The following is a 13,485-nucleotide window of genomic DNA, read 5'->3' as shown; positions in this document are numbered from 1 at the left end:
CCTCAGCCCTCCCGGCGGGCGCCCGCCGACGGCACCGCCTCGAAGACCCGCGGGGCCTTGAAGCCGGCCGCCGCGAAGGCCTCCTCGACCGCCTTGGCGATCGTGTCGACGTCCGCCGCCTCGGCGAGGACGATCGCCGAGCCGCCGAAGCCGCCGCCGGTCATCCGGGCACCCAGCGCGCCAGCCGCGTTCGCCGCCTCCACGACCAGGTCCAGCTCGGGGCAGGAGACCTGGAAGTCGTCGCGCAGCGAGGCGTGGCCCTCGGTGAGGACCGGGCCGATGGCACGGGTGTCGCCCGCTTCGAGGAGGGCCACGACGCGCTCGACGCGGTGGTCCTCGGTGACGACGTGCCGGACCAGGCGCCGTACCTCCGCCTCGTCGCCGAGGCGTTCGAGCGACGCGTCGAGGTCGTCGTAGGCGATGTCCCGCAGCGCGTCCACGCCCAGCAGGGCCGCGCCCTTCTCGCAGCCGGCCCGGCGCTTGCCGTACTCGCCGCCACTGTGGGCGTGCTTGACCTGGGTGTCGACGACCAGCAGGCGCATGCCCTCGGCCGCGAGGTCGAAGGGGATCTGCCGCTGCGAGAGGTCGCGGGTGTCCAGGAACAGGGCGTGGCCCTGCTCGCAGCAGGCGGACGCCGTCTGGTCCATGATGCCGGTCGGCGCCCCGACGTAGACGTTCTCCGCGCGCTGGCACAGGCGGGCCAGCTGCCAGCGCTGCAGGCCCAGTTCGTAGAGGTCGTTGAGCGCGAGGGCGATCACCACCTCCAGGGCCGCGGAGGAGGACAGGCCCGCGCCGGTCGGGACGGTGGAGGCGAGGTGCACGTCGGCGCCGGTGACCGGGTGACCGGCCGCGCGCAGCGCCCAGACCACGCCCGCCGGGTACGCCGTCCACTCCTGGTCGGTGCCGGGATCCAGGGCGTCCAGGGAGAGCTCGACGACCCCGCCCTCGACGTCCGAGGAGTGCAGCCGCAGCACGCCGTCGGTGCGGCGGGCGACGGCCGCCGTCGACGCGTGCGGCAGCGCGAACGGCATCACGAAGCCGTCGTTGTAGTCGGTGTGCTCGCCGATCAGGTTGACCCGGCCGGGCGCCGCCCAGACGCCGTCGGGAGCCGAGCCGTACAGCTCCTCGAAGGCGTCTCTGACCTGCTGTGCTGCCCCCACTTACTGCTCCCTTGGTGTGCTGGTGCGCTGCGCGAACTCCCAGGCGTCCGCGACGATCCCCGCGAGGTCCGCGCGGGTCGGGTTCCAGCCCAGCTTCTCGCGGGCGGTGGCCGCCGAGGCGACCAGGACGGCCGGGTCGCCGCCCCGGCGCGGGGCCACGACCTCGGGGATCGGGTGGCCGGTGACCTGGCGGACGGTCTCGATGACCTGGCGGACCGAGAAGCCCTCGCCGTTGCCGAGGTTGCAGATCAGGTGCTCGCCGGGCCGCGCGGCCGTCAGGGCCAGCAGGTGGGCGTCGGCGAGGTCGGCAACGTGGATGTAGTCGCGGATGCAGGTACCGTCGGGCGTCGGGTAGTCGTCACCGAAGACCGAGATGGCCTCGCGCCTGCCCTGGGCGACCTGGAGAACCAGCGGGATCAGGTGCGACTCGGGGTTGTGCCGCTCGCCCTGCGCGCCGTACGCCCCGGCCACGTTGAAGTAGCGCAGGGAGACCGCGCCCAGGCCGTGGGCGGCCGCCTCCCCGGTGATCATGTGGTCCACGGCGAGCTTGGTGGCGCCGTAGGGGGAGGTGGGGGCGGTCGGGTCGGTCTCGGTGATCGGGGTGTGGACGGGCTCGCCGTAGGTGGCCGCCGTGGAGGAGAAGACGAGCTTGCGGACGCCGGCCTCGCGCATCGCGGAGAGCAGCGCCATGGTGCCGCCGACGTTGTTGTCCCAGTACTTCTCGGGCTTCACGACCGACTCGCCGACCTGGGAGAACGCGGCGAAGTGCAGCACCGCGTCGTAGGACGGGTCCAGCCACTTGGCGGCGTCGCGGATGTCGCCCTCGACGAAGGCGGCGCCCGCCGGGACGCCCTCGCGGAAGCCCGTGGACAGGTTGTCCAGGACGGTGACCTCGTGGCCCGCCTCCAGCAGGTGCTGGGCGACCACGCTGCCGACGTATCCCGCCCCGCCCGTCACCAGGTACTTCATCAACTCGCTACCTCTCGCAGTCGCTCGGCCGCGCGCTCCGGCGGCACGTCGTTGATGAACACGCTCATGCCCGACTCGGAACCCGCGAGGAACTTCAGCTTGCCGGACGTTCGGCGGATGGTGAAAAGCTCCAGGTGCAGCGCGAAGTCGTCGCGCGTGACACCGTCGAACTCCTCCAGCGTCCCGAACGGCGCCTGGTGCCAGGCGGCGATGTAGGGCGTGGGAGGCTCACCCTCACCGAAGATACGGTCGAAGCGCCTCAAGAGTTCCAGATAAACCTGGGGGAACTCTGAGCGTGCCGCCTCGTCAAGGCCGAGCAGGTCGGGGACGCGGCGCTTCGGGTACAGGTGGACCTCGTAGGGCCAGTGTGCGGCGTACGGCACGAAGGCGACCCAGTGTTCACCCTCAAGGACGACCCGTTCGTCGGCGAGTTCACGCGTGAGCACGGCGTCGAAGAGGTTCTCCCCGCCGGTGGCCTCCTTGTGGGCCGCGAGGGAACGCAGCATCAGGGCGGTGCGCGGGGTGGTGAAGGGGTAGGCGTAGATCTGCCCGTGCGGGTGACCGAGCGTCACGCCGATCTCCTCGCCGCGGTTCTCGAAGCAGAACACCTGCTCGACGGAGGGGAGATGCGACAGTTCCGAGGTCCGGTCGGTCCACGCGTCGAGGACAAGCCGTGCCTGCTCCTCGGTGAGGCTCGCGAAGGAGGCGTCGTGGTCCGAGGTGAAGCAGACCACCTCGCAGCGGCCGGAGTCGCCGGCCAGCGAGGGGAAACGGTTCTCGAAGACCACGACGTCGTACGACGAGTCCGGGATCTCGCTCAGCCGGTCGCCCTTGGTCGGGCACAGCGGGCACTGGTCGGCCGGCGGGTGGTAGGTGCGGCCCTGCCGGTGCGAGGCGATCGCGACCTGGTCGCCGAGCAGCGCGTCCCGGCGGACCTCGGAGGTGGTGTGCGTCCGCTCCAGCGGGCGGCGGTCCACCGCGTCCCGCACGGTGTCGTCGCGCAGGTCGTAGTAGATGAGTTCGCGACCGTCGGCCAGCCGGGTCGAGGTCTTCTTCACTGCGGACTCCCGTTGATCGAGCCAGCCAACCATCAAACAGAACCGAACACACCAAAACACAACTCACCACCCCAGTCAACATCGCAATCAATCAAGGTGAGACAACGAAAGTGTTGAATTACTGGGTGCAGAACCCCACAGATGCCCCCGTATCCCCCACATACCTCGCGACAGACCTCACCACGGACCTCGCGGCGGGACTGCGGCTCCCGACCAACGGCCTGGACTACACGATCCTGGCGATCTACTTCGCCGTCGTCCTGGGCATCGGCTTCGCGGCCCGCCGCTCGGTGAGGACCAGCCTCGACTTCTTCCTCTCCGGACGGTCGCTGCCCGCCTGGATCACCGGTCTCGCCTTCATCTCGGCGAACCTGGCCGCCACCGAGATCCTCGGCATGGCCGCCAACAGCGCGCAGTACGGCGCCTACACCGTGCACTGGTACTGGATCGGCGCCATTCCGGCCATGGTCTTCCTGGGCCTGGTGATGATGCCCTTCTACTACGGCAGCAAGGTCCGCTCGGTCCCCGAGATGCTGTTGCTCCGCTTCGACAGAGCCGCACACCTGCTCAGTTCGATCCTGTTCGCCTTCGCGGCCATTCTGATCGCCGGTGTGAACCTCTACGCCCTGGCGATCGTCGTGGAGGCGCTGCTGGGCTGGCCGCAGTGGGTGGCGATCGTGGTGGCCGGCGCGTTCGTGCTGGCGTACATCACCCTCGGCGGGCTCTCCTCGGCCATCTACAACGAGGTGCTGCAGTTCTTCGTGATCCTGGCCGCCCTCATCCCGCTGTCCGTGCTCGGCCTGAAGAAGGTCGGCGGCTGGGACGGCCTGGTCGACAAGCTCACCGCCACCCACGGCCGCAACTTCACCACCGCCTGGGGCGGCACCGGCATCGGCTCCGTCAACCCGCTCGGCGCGAACTGGCTGACCATCGTCCTCGGCCTCGGCTTCGTGCTCTCCTTCGGCTACTGGACGACGAACTTCGCCGAGGTGCAGCGGGCCCTGTCGGCGAAGAACCTCTCCGCCGCCCAGCGCACCCCGCTGATCGCCGCGTACCCGAAGATCTTCATCGTCTTCCTGGTGATGATCCCGGGCCTGGTGGCCGCCGCGCTCGTGCCGAACTTCGGAACCGCGAAGTCCGGCCTCCAGTACAACGACGCCATCCCCTACCTGATGTCACAGCTGCTGCCGAACGGTGTCCTCGGCATCGCGGTCACCGGGCTGCTGGCCGCCTTCATGGCCGGCATGGCGGCCAACGTGTCGTCCTTCAACACCGTGTTCACCAACGACATCTGGGCGAAGTACGTGGTGAGAGGCCGGGAGGACGGCTACTACGTGCGCTTCGGACGGCTCATCACGGCGATCGGCGTGTGCGCGTCGATCGGTACGGCGTTCCTGGCGTCGTCGTTCTCGAACATCATGAGCTACCTCCAGACGCTGTTCTCCTTCTTCAACGTGCCGATGTTCGTCGTCTTCATCGTCGGCATGTTCTGGAAGCGGGCCTCGGCGAAATCCGGCTTCTGGGGGCTGCTCGCGGGCACCGTGACCGCGATGATCAACTACTTCGTCCTCTACAAGAAGGACATCATCGGCATCCCCTCCGACCAGGGCGCCAACTTCGTCTCCGCGATCGCCGGGTTCGTCGCCGGCGCGGTGGTGATGGTGATCGTGTCCCTGTTCACCGCGCCCAAGCCGGAGGCGGAGCTGGCCGGGCTCGTCTACGGCACGACCTCCCCCGGCATGACCGAGGCGCCCGCACCCGGCGACGAGGCCTGGTACCGGCGGCCGGCGCTGCTGGGCTGGGGCGCGGTGATCCTGGCCGCCGCCTGCTACATCCCGTTCTCGTTCTAGTCCCGGTCGCGGGAGGATGGAGAGACCATGACCGACGACTCCGGGCACTCCGGGTTCCACTACTCCGAGCAGGACGTCCAGCGCGAGGTCACCGAGCTGGAGGGGCGGTCCGCGACCGCCGCGCGGATCTTCGACCTGCGGCGGATCATCGGCGGGTTGTTCGTGCTGTACGGGATCATCGTCACGATCACCGGGATCACGGACTCGCAGGCCGAGATCGACAAGGCACAGGGAATCAACATCAACCTGTGGACCGGGATCGGGATGCTGTTGCTGGGGGTGTTCTTCCTGGTGTGGCTGTGGCTTCGGCCTACCCCGCCAGCGCCTCCGGCGGAAGAGGCCGATGACTGACTCGGTTGTGCTTTGGCCGCGCGTGCGTGGGGGCTGGTCGCGCAGTTCCTCCCCCAGCCTTCGGCCGGGGGTACCCCCAGGGCCCCTAAAGGGGCGCTTCTGTGCCGCCGTTCAGAGGTCCCGCCCGATCCAGCAGGCCGGTACGTGCTGCCAGCGCGGCCGCTTCCAGGCGCGACCCCACCCCCAGTTTCATCAGGACCCGCTGGACATGGGTGCGGGCCGTGCTGGGGGCGATGCCCATGCCGGCGGCGATGAGGCGGGTGTCCTCGCCGTCGGCGACGCGGACCAGGACCTCCACCTCCCTCGGGGTGAGCATCTGGAGGAGGCGCTGGCCCTCGTCGTCGGGCTGGGCGGCCGGGTTGAGGAGTTCGCCGAAGGCGCCCTGGAGCAGGGCGGGTGCCACGGCGGCCTCCCCGGCCCGGGCCTTCATGATCGCCCGCTCGACGCCCTCTATCCGCTCGTCGTGCCGTACGTACCCGGAGGCGCCGGCCGCGAAGGCCGCCGCGATGCCCCGCGGGGACGGCACCGGGCCCAGGACCAGGACGGCGACCTGCGGCCGCTCCCGCTTGATCTTCACCACCGGGTCGAAGATCCCCGGCTCGGCCGGTGTCGCCGTACCGAGCAGGCACACCTCGGGTGCCCGTGTGATCACCAGCTCGGCCGCGCCCGCCGCGGGTGCCGCCGCCGCGAGCACCCGGTGGCCGCGCAGTTTCAGCGCCGAGGCCAGCGCCTCCGCGAGCAACCGGTGGTCGTCGACCACCATGAGCCGCACTCCCATAGAGCAACCCCCCAGTCCCCCCAATGGATGCCCCACTATGGATGCCCACTGGTCCGCATGGACAGAGGGCCCCCCGGCACCCCGTCCTTCATGCCCCCGGAAGCTACACGCTTGTTCGACGTTGCGCTGCCCCTACTGATGAGAAGTGCCCCGGATCGGAGGAATCTCTGGGTTTTCTCGCATTCGCGGGTGGAGAGCGCGTATCAGCCACCCGCACCGAAGGCGGTCACCAGGTACTCCTTGGCCGACGACGACGAGGCGGCGGCGTGGGCGTACGCGGCGGACAGGTAGAGGTGCCCCTGGGAGTAGCGGACTTCGGCGTAGTCGGGCGACATGGTGGTCTCCACGGCCTTGACCGCCGTGGTCACCGGGTTCTCCAGGAGCTTGGTCTCCTTGAACGAACCGCCGTCGATGCTGACGACCTGAGCGCCCTTGTCGTACGGCGCGTTCTTGTAGGCGATCACATCGGGGCCGTCCATGCGCAGGGGCGTGATCGTGTAGTTGTTCCCGGCGTCGGCTCGCTGGCCGGTCTGCTTGCCGGTGCCCAGGTCGAAGGCGACGATCTCGTTGGTCTTCGTGTAGTCCCCGTCGCCGTCGTGCTGTTCGGTCGCCAGGTACAGCCTGTCGTTGCCGACCACCGCTCCCGTGCACTTCTCCAGGTCGTAGATGCCGTCGCAGCGGGCCGCGTAGGAGCTGCCCGGCGTGGAGATACGGGTGCGCAGCGCGCCGGTCCTGTCGTCGATGGAGAAGACGTCCGAGAAGCCGCTGCCGTCGCCCGCGCTGTCGTTGACGTCGGCGGCCACCACCAGCGGGTCGGTCGACACGACGCTCGCGTAGTCGATGCCCGAGGTCATCTTGTACTCCGAGAGCACCTTGCCGGTGACCGGGTCGAGGGTCTGGATGCGCAGCTGGCCGGCGTCGCCGCTGCCGCACCTGCGGACCGCGACCAGCTTGGCGCCGCCGCCGTAGCCGGCGTCGTGGCAGCTGTCGGCCGCCTTCGGCTGCCAGCGGACCGTGCCGGAAGCGAGGTCGAAGGCGGCGCCACCGCTGGAGCCGCCGACCGCTACGGTCTGCTGGGCGACCGTCACGTTGTCGAAGGTGACCGGGACATCACCGGACTTGACCGTCCGGGTCCACAGCTTCCTGCCGGTGTTCAGGTCGATCGCGGCGACCTGGGTGCAGCCGGCCGTGGAGCCCTTCGCCGGCATCTTCGGCTGGAAGACGACCGCGGTCCGGCCGTCGGCGCTGACGTGCCCGGTGGCGCGGCAGACCGGACCGGGCAGCGGGACCGTCCACGACCTGGCGCCCGAGTCGGGGTCGTAACCGGTGATCTGGGCGATGCCGGTCTTCGCGTACACCTTGTCGGTGAGCCAGGAACCGGCGGTGACGGTGGTGTCCTTCGCCGTGGGCAGCGGGACCTGGAAGAGGACCTTGGAGGTGGTGTCCGCGGGCACCTTCTCGGTCCCCTTGCCGTTCTTGCCACCGTCCGCGTCCTGGCCGCCGGCGCCGCCGCTGGAGTTCGCCGTGTCGTCCTTCCTGGCGTCTCCGCCGGAGGACTTGGCGTACCAGATGCCGCCGCCGACGATCAGCGCGATGGCGACGACCGCGGCGACGACGATGAGCAGCGCGGCGTTGTTGCGGCCGGGGCCCGGAGCGGGGCCGGGGCCGCCCGGTCGGCCGCCCGGGTGGCCGTAGCCGGGCTGGGGCGGCTGGTTCGGGTAGCCGTAGCCGGGCTGCTGGGCGTACGGGTTCGGGGCCGAGGGTTGCTGGGGGTAGCCGTGACCGGGCTGCGGGGGCTGTTGCGGGTAGCCGTAGCCGGGTTGCGGGCCGTACGGGTTGGGAGGCTGGTTGGACGGGGGCGGCTGGGTCATGGCGGAAGTACCTCGGGGACGGCGCGTGAGACGGCTGGGGACGGCGCGGAGTGCGGGGCGGCGCGGGACGGCTCGGGATGAGCCCCGCTCAGCTGCCGAAGGCCATCATCAGCTTCTCCTTCGCCTCGTCGCTGCCGGTCAGCCGTGTGGAGGAGAGGTAGAGGCGGCCGTCGACCCAGTCGACCGCGCCGTCGTAGAAGCCGCCCTCGATGTCGGCGGTGTGCTGCGGGTTCTGCAGCAGCCGGGTGGTGGAGTGGGCGGAGCCGGTGGTCGGGATCGACACGACCTGGCCGCCCGCGTCGTACGACGGCCGTACGTAGGCGACGAGCTTGCCGCCCTCGGCCTTGACCGGGTACATCGACTCGTCCGTCGGGGACTTCACACGCCACTTCGCCTTGCCGTCGGTGAGGCTGATCGCGACGATCTCGTTGGCGCTGCCGCTCACGTCCGTCGGCAGGTAGAGGGTGTTCGCGTCGGCGGCCACGCCCTGGCAGCCCTGCAGGTCACGGACGAGGAGTGCCCAGCCGCACTGGGGCGCGAACTTCTCGTCGACCTTGACCTCGGAACGGAACGCGCCCTTGCCGTCCAGGACCGAGATGTTCCAGGCCTTCTTGTCCTCGTTGGTCATGTAGACCACGAGCGGGTCGACGGAGTAGGTGCGCTCGACCTGCCAGCCCTTCTTGACCGGCTGGGTCCACTCGACCTTGCCGGTGGCGGGGTCGAGTTGCGAGATCTCGTTGTGCTCGGCGCTGCCGCCGGCACCGCAGGAGGCCACCTCGACCAGCCGGTCCGTGCCGCCCGCGAACGCCGTCGGGAAGCAGGACGCACCGTACTTCTCCTTGTCGTACAGCTTGTCGCCGCTGCCGAGGTCGTACGCCGTGCCGGACTCGGAACGGCCCACCATCAGCGTCTTCCCGCTGATCGTCAGCTCGATGCTGAGCACGCTGTCGAACAGCCCGCCGTCGGCGACGGTCGCGGTCCAGCCCTTTTGGCCCGTGTCGAGGTCGATCTCCTGCAGCTGGTTGCACTTGGCGCGGTCGCTGGTGCCGTTCATGTAGGCCACGACGACCTTGTCGTCCGCCGACTTCTGCGAGGTGACCGCGCAGATCTTCTGCGGGAACGTGATCGGGGCCCAGGCCGGGTCGCCGTTGCCCACCTTGTAGGCGAAGACCTGCTTGTACGCCGCCTTCACCGCCGTCTTCCCGGTGATCCACATGCCGGGCGCGTCGGCGCCGGAGGCGGGTGCGTCGGGTGCCGACTTGTACCAGAGCACCTTGGCCTCGCCGGACTTGCGGCCCGCGTTGAGGTTCTCCGGGTCCGCACCGCCGCCGCTGCCGTCACCCGGGTCGACCGGGGTACCGGAGGCCTTCGGGTCGTCGGACTGCCCGGCGACCGGCTTCCTGCCGCCGCCCCCGCTGCCGGTCAGGGCGTACACCGTGCCTCCGACGACCAGCAGCCCGGCCACCGCCGCCGCGACGATCAGCGCGGGCTTCCCCCTGAACGGCCCGCGGCCGCCTCCGCCGCCGGGAGGCGGGGGCATCCCCGGTCCGCCGGGGTACTGCGGCTGCTGCTGGGGGTACCCGTACCCGGGCTGCGGCCCGTACGGACCCGGTGTGCCGTAGGGGCCGGGGGCGGGCTGCTGCGGGTAGCCGTACCCCGGCTGGGGCTGGTGGGGCGGCTGGGGCGGGAGCGGGGGCGTGCCCTGGGGCGCGCCGAAAGCTCCCTGTACGGGCGGCTGTTGCGGGGCGCCGAATCCGCCGCCCGGCGGCGGCTGGTCCTGCGGCGCTCCGAAAGCGCCCTGCGGCGGCTGGCCGGGCGGCTGGGTCATCAGCGTTCTTCCCCCTCGTTCACTGATTTCGAGCCATGCCCGAGGCTGGTGACGGACCCGCGGTCGCACTCAGGCAGTTCTCAGACTGACCTTTCTACCACCCGCCACCGACAGCCCACGGGCGCGCATCTGCCGCTGTTCCCAAGGGAGAACCGCCCCGTGATGCCACCGTTACGCGCCTTCACGCCCCCTTCACCGGGCCCGCGCAAGGGGGTTGCGCGCGGGCCCGCAGAGGGCTGATTCACGCCGGTCGGGGCACCCGTCACGCGTCCTCGGCCAACTCCAGCCAGCGCATCTCCAGTTCCTCGCGCTCCCCGGCGAGGTCGCGGAGCTGCGCGTCGAGTTCGGCGACCTTCGCGAAGTCCGTGGCGTTCGCGGCGATCTGGTCGTGCAGCTTGGTCTCCTTCTCGGAGATACGGTCCAACTGCCGCTCGATCTTCTGGAGTTCCTTCTTGGCCGCCCGCTGGTCGGCGGCGCTCCGCTCGGTCGTGGCGGGCTTGGCGGCCGCGGCGCCGGCGGTGGCGGCGACCGCCTCCTCCATGCGCTGTCGGCGCTCCAGGTACTCGTCGATGCCCCGCGGCAGCATCCGCAGCGTGGCGTCGCCGAGGAGGGCGAAGACGCGGTCGGTGGTGCGCTCGACGAAGAACCGGTCGTGGGAGATCACGATCATCGAGCCGGGCCAGCCGTCGAGGACGTCCTCCAGCTGGGTGAGGGTCTCGATGTCGAGGTCGTTGGTGGGCTCGTCGAGGAAGAGGACGTTCGGCTCGTCCATGAGCAGGCGCAGCAGCTGCAGCCGGCGGCGCTCACCGCCGGACAGGTCGCCGACCGGCGTCCACTGCTTCTCCTTGTTGAAGCCGAACGTCTCGCACAGCTGCCCGGCCGTCATCTCGCGCCCCTTGCCGAGGTCGACGCGCTCGCGTACCTGCTGGACCGCCTCCAGGACCCGCGTGTTCGGGTTCAGTTCGGCGACCTCCTGGGAGAGGTAGGCCAGCTTCACCGTCTTGCCGACGGCGACCCGGCCGCCCGCCGGCTGTGCCTCGCCCTCCGTCCGGGCGGCCTCGGCCATGGCGCGCAGCAGCGAGGTCTTGCCGGCGCCGTTGACGCCGACCAGGCCGATGCGGTCGCCGGGACCGAGCTGCCAGGTGACGTGCTTGAGCAGCACCTTGGGCCCGGCCTGTACGGTCACGTCCTCCAGGTCGAACACGGTCTTGCCGAGCCGCGACGAGGCGAACTTCATCAGCTCGGAGGTGTCGCGCGGCGGCGGCACGTCCTTGATCAGCTCGTTGGCCGCCTCGACCCGGAAGCGCGGCTTGGAGGTACGGGCGGGGGCGCCGCGGCGCAGCCAGGCGAGTTCCTTGCGGACCAGGTTCTGCCGCTTGGTCTCCTCGGTGGCCGCGATCCGCTCGCGCTCCGCGCGGGCGAAGACGTAGTCGGAGTAGCCGCCCTCGTACTCGTAGACGGCACCGCGCTGCACGTCCCACATGCGGGTGCAGACCTGGTCGAGGAACCAGCGGTCGTGGGTGACGCAGACCAGCGCCGAGCGGCGCTCGCGCAGGTGCCGGGCGAGCCAGGCGATGCCCTCGACGTCGAGGTGGTTCGTCGGCTCGTCGAGGACGAGGAGGTCCTGCTCCTCGATGAGCAGCTTGGCGAGCGCGATACGGCGTCGTTCACCACCGGAGAGCGGCCCGATGACGGTGTCCAGGCCCTTCGGGAAGCCCGGCAGGTCCAGGCCGCCGAAGAGACCGGTCAGGACGTCGCGGACCTTGGCGTTGCCGGCCCACTCGTGGTCGGCCATGTCGCCGATGACCTCGTGCCGGACGGTGGCGGCCGGGTCGAGGGAGTCGTGCTGGGTGAGGACGCCGAGGCGCAGCCCGCCGGAGTGGGTGACGCGGCCGGTGTCGGCCTCCTCCAGCTTGGCGAGCATCCGGATGAGGGTGGTCTTGCCGTCGCCGTTGCGGCCCACCACGCCGATGCGGTCGCCCTCCGAGACGCCGAGCGAGACGCCGTCCAGCAGGGCACGGGTGCCGTAGACCTTGCTGACGTTCTCGACATTGACCAGGTTGACGGCCATTTCACTCCTGCGCACGGGGGATGGATCGCCCATCCAGGGTAGTCGGACGTCAGCCGTCGCCTTTCTGCTCCTCCTTCGGCTCCTCCTCCTGCTCCTCCTTCTGCTCCCCATGACGCCGCTGGTACCACCACACCGCGGTCAGCGGCAGGGTGTCGGGGGCCATGCCGGGCTCCAGGGGTCCGATGCGGTGCTCGGCCGCCACGCAGCGCGGGTCGTCGCGGAGGGCGAGCGCCGCGACCGCGTACGCGCGCGTGGGCTGCCGCTCGTCGTGCGTGAGCTCCACCAGCAGGTCCCCGATCTCCGGCTCGGGGCCTTTGTAGTGCCACAGCCAGAAACAGGTCCGCTCGCGTACCTCGGGGTCCGGGTCGCGGGCCAGGGCGAGCACCGCGGCCAGGCCCTCCGGGCGCAGCACGCCCTCGTCGCTGTCCAGCAGGCTGGGCACCCAGCCGCGGATCAGAGGGTCGGGGTGCGTGAGGTACGCCAGGCCGATGGCTTCGGTCTCCGGGCCGCTCGTCCACGTCAGCCCGTTGAGCAGGACGGCGAGCACGTCCGTGTCCGGCTCCCGCTCGGCCCAGGGGCGGAAGGCGAGGGCCCGGTCCTGAAGGGCGGGCTCGCGGCGCTGGGCGTCCGCGATGATCGTGCTCAGCAGCACGTCCGCGGCGAAGAGCCGGTGCAGCGGATCGGGGTCGCGGCCGAGCCGGGTGGCCTCGGCCCAGGTCTCGTCGTCCAGCCGCGCGCCCAGCGCCAGCACCGATGCCGTCCACACCGCGTGGTCGCGGTCCGGGCGGGTCAGGGCGCGCGCGAGCAGTTCGGCGAAGGGCATGCGCAGCCGCAGCTTCGCCTCCAGGGCGGTGAGGAAGGCCGCGTGCCCGTCGCCCAGCGTCAGCCCGCCGAGGGTGAGCCGCTCGTACCGGCAGCCGATGTCGTCCAGCCGCCGGGTCCGCCCGACGGGGCCCGGCAGGCCGGTCCGGCGCCGCAGTTCGGCCTCCGGGTCGAGGCCCGCCAGACGGCGGGCGTGGCCCAGCAGTTCCTCGCGCGGCGGCCCGGGGTAGAGGGCCACCTCGGGGAGGACGGCGCGGGTCAGGCCCGGCGATCCGTCTTCCATCGCCCGCAGCAGCGGGGTGGTGCCGTCGGGCAGCCGCCGCAGCGGGTCGGCTCCGCCCTGCACCAGGGCCTCGGCGACCGGCTGGTCGTCCGCCGAGATCGCCCGGCACAGCACCGGCAGACCCGTGCTCCCGTCGTCGGTGTCCGGGTCGGCGCCGGCGTCCAGCAGTTCCCGGACCTGCTCGGCGTCCCCGCGCCGTACGGCCGCGACGAGCCGGTCCGCGACCGCGTCCCCCGTGCCCATGTGTGCGCTCCCTCCCCGCCCGCCCACGTCGGAAGCGGAGCCTATGCGCTCCGCTGGGAGTGCCACGACATGCCGTGTGTCGGCTGCTGCGCCGTCGTGGCTGGTCGCGCCCGCGCGGCGGCAGCCGCATATCGGATACGGCCCCGCACCCCTTCGGGGCGCTGCGAGCCGTAGCTTCGACGGACCAGCCGACAGGGCCTT

Annotated in this window: 10 protein-coding genes; 2 read left to right on the top strand and 8 right to left on the bottom strand. The window is 71.0% G+C overall.

Annotation, left to right across the window (positions count from 1 at the left end):
* Positions 1 to 2: 2 nt before the first annotated feature.
* Genes galK through galT form a run of 3 tightly spaced genes read right to left on the bottom strand, consistent with a single transcriptional unit; the run spans position 3 to position 3,187 of the window.
* Positions 3 to 1,160, bottom strand: coding sequence for a galactokinase (gene galK, locus ACZ4UV_RS35935; RefSeq protein ID WP_467843697.1), 1,158 nt, complete (start codon positions 1,158 to 1,160; stop codon positions 3 to 5).
* The gene (galE, locus tag ACZ4UV_RS35930; protein ID WP_351488134.1) at positions 1,161 to 2,129 is read right to left on the bottom strand and encodes a UDP-glucose 4-epimerase GalE; all 969 of its coding nucleotides are present in this window, start codon (positions 2,127 to 2,129) and stop codon (positions 1,161 to 1,163) included. It abuts the gene before it with no gap.
* Positions 2,129 to 3,187: a galactose-1-phosphate uridylyltransferase gene (galT, locus tag ACZ4UV_RS35925; RefSeq protein ID WP_451022505.1), complete on the bottom strand. Its 1,059-nt coding sequence runs from the start codon at positions 3,185 to 3,187 to the stop codon at positions 2,129 to 2,131. Before galT ends, galE begins: the two co-directional genes overlap by 1 nt.
* A gap of 125 nt (positions 3,188 to 3,312) precedes the next feature.
* Here galT and ACZ4UV_RS35920 point away from each other — a divergent pair, with 125 nt between their 5' ends.
* The gene (locus ACZ4UV_RS35920; RefSeq protein ID WP_451022504.1) at positions 3,313 to 5,037 is read left to right on the top strand and encodes a sodium:solute symporter family protein; all 1,725 of its coding nucleotides are present in this window, start codon (positions 3,313 to 3,315) and stop codon (positions 5,035 to 5,037) included.
* Positions 5,038 to 5,064: 27 nt separating this feature from the next.
* The gene (locus tag ACZ4UV_RS35915; RefSeq protein WP_451022503.1) at positions 5,065 to 5,388 is read left to right on the top strand and encodes a hypothetical protein; all 324 of its coding nucleotides are present in this window, start codon (positions 5,065 to 5,067) and stop codon (positions 5,386 to 5,388) included.
* Between the two features lie 85 nt (positions 5,389 to 5,473).
* On the opposite strand, the gene ACZ4UV_RS35910 is transcribed toward ACZ4UV_RS35915, so the two are convergent.
* The 5 genes from ACZ4UV_RS35910 to ACZ4UV_RS35890 form a co-directional block, all read right to left on the bottom strand.
* Positions 5,474 to 6,166 (bottom strand): helix-turn-helix transcriptional regulator, encoded by a 693-nt coding sequence (locus ACZ4UV_RS35910; RefSeq protein ID WP_351488141.1) that lies wholly within the window; start codon positions 6,164 to 6,166, stop codon positions 5,474 to 5,476.
* A gap of 203 nt (positions 6,167 to 6,369) precedes the next feature.
* On the bottom strand, positions 6,370 to 8,037 hold the full coding sequence (locus tag ACZ4UV_RS35905; RefSeq protein WP_467843691.1) for an outer membrane protein assembly factor BamB family protein: 1,668 nt from the start codon (positions 8,035 to 8,037) through the stop codon (positions 6,370 to 6,372).
* A gap of 88 nt (positions 8,038 to 8,125) precedes the next feature.
* Positions 8,126 to 9,865 carry an outer membrane protein assembly factor BamB family protein gene (locus ACZ4UV_RS35900; protein WP_467843688.1) on the bottom strand — a complete coding sequence of 580 codons (1,740 nt, stop codon included), beginning with the start codon at positions 9,863 to 9,865 and terminating at the stop codon, positions 8,126 to 8,128.
* Between the two features lie 262 nt (positions 9,866 to 10,127).
* Positions 10,128 to 11,936, bottom strand: a complete 1,809-nt coding sequence (locus tag ACZ4UV_RS35895) for an ABC-F family ATP-binding cassette domain-containing protein (protein ID WP_451021963.1) — start codon at positions 11,934 to 11,936, stop codon at positions 10,128 to 10,130.
* 49 nt (positions 11,937 to 11,985) lie between these two features.
* Complete coding sequence (locus ACZ4UV_RS35890; RefSeq protein ID WP_467843685.1) at positions 11,986 to 13,284, bottom strand: hypothetical protein; 1,299 nt, start codon at positions 13,282 to 13,284, stop codon at positions 11,986 to 11,988.
* Positions 13,285 to 13,485: the final 201 nt, after the last annotated feature.

It is taken from the genome of Streptomyces sp. NPDC028289, assembly GCF_055565975.1.
The sequence above is the reverse complement of the archived record's forward strand: the minus strand, read 5'-3'. Positions and strand labels throughout refer to the sequence as shown.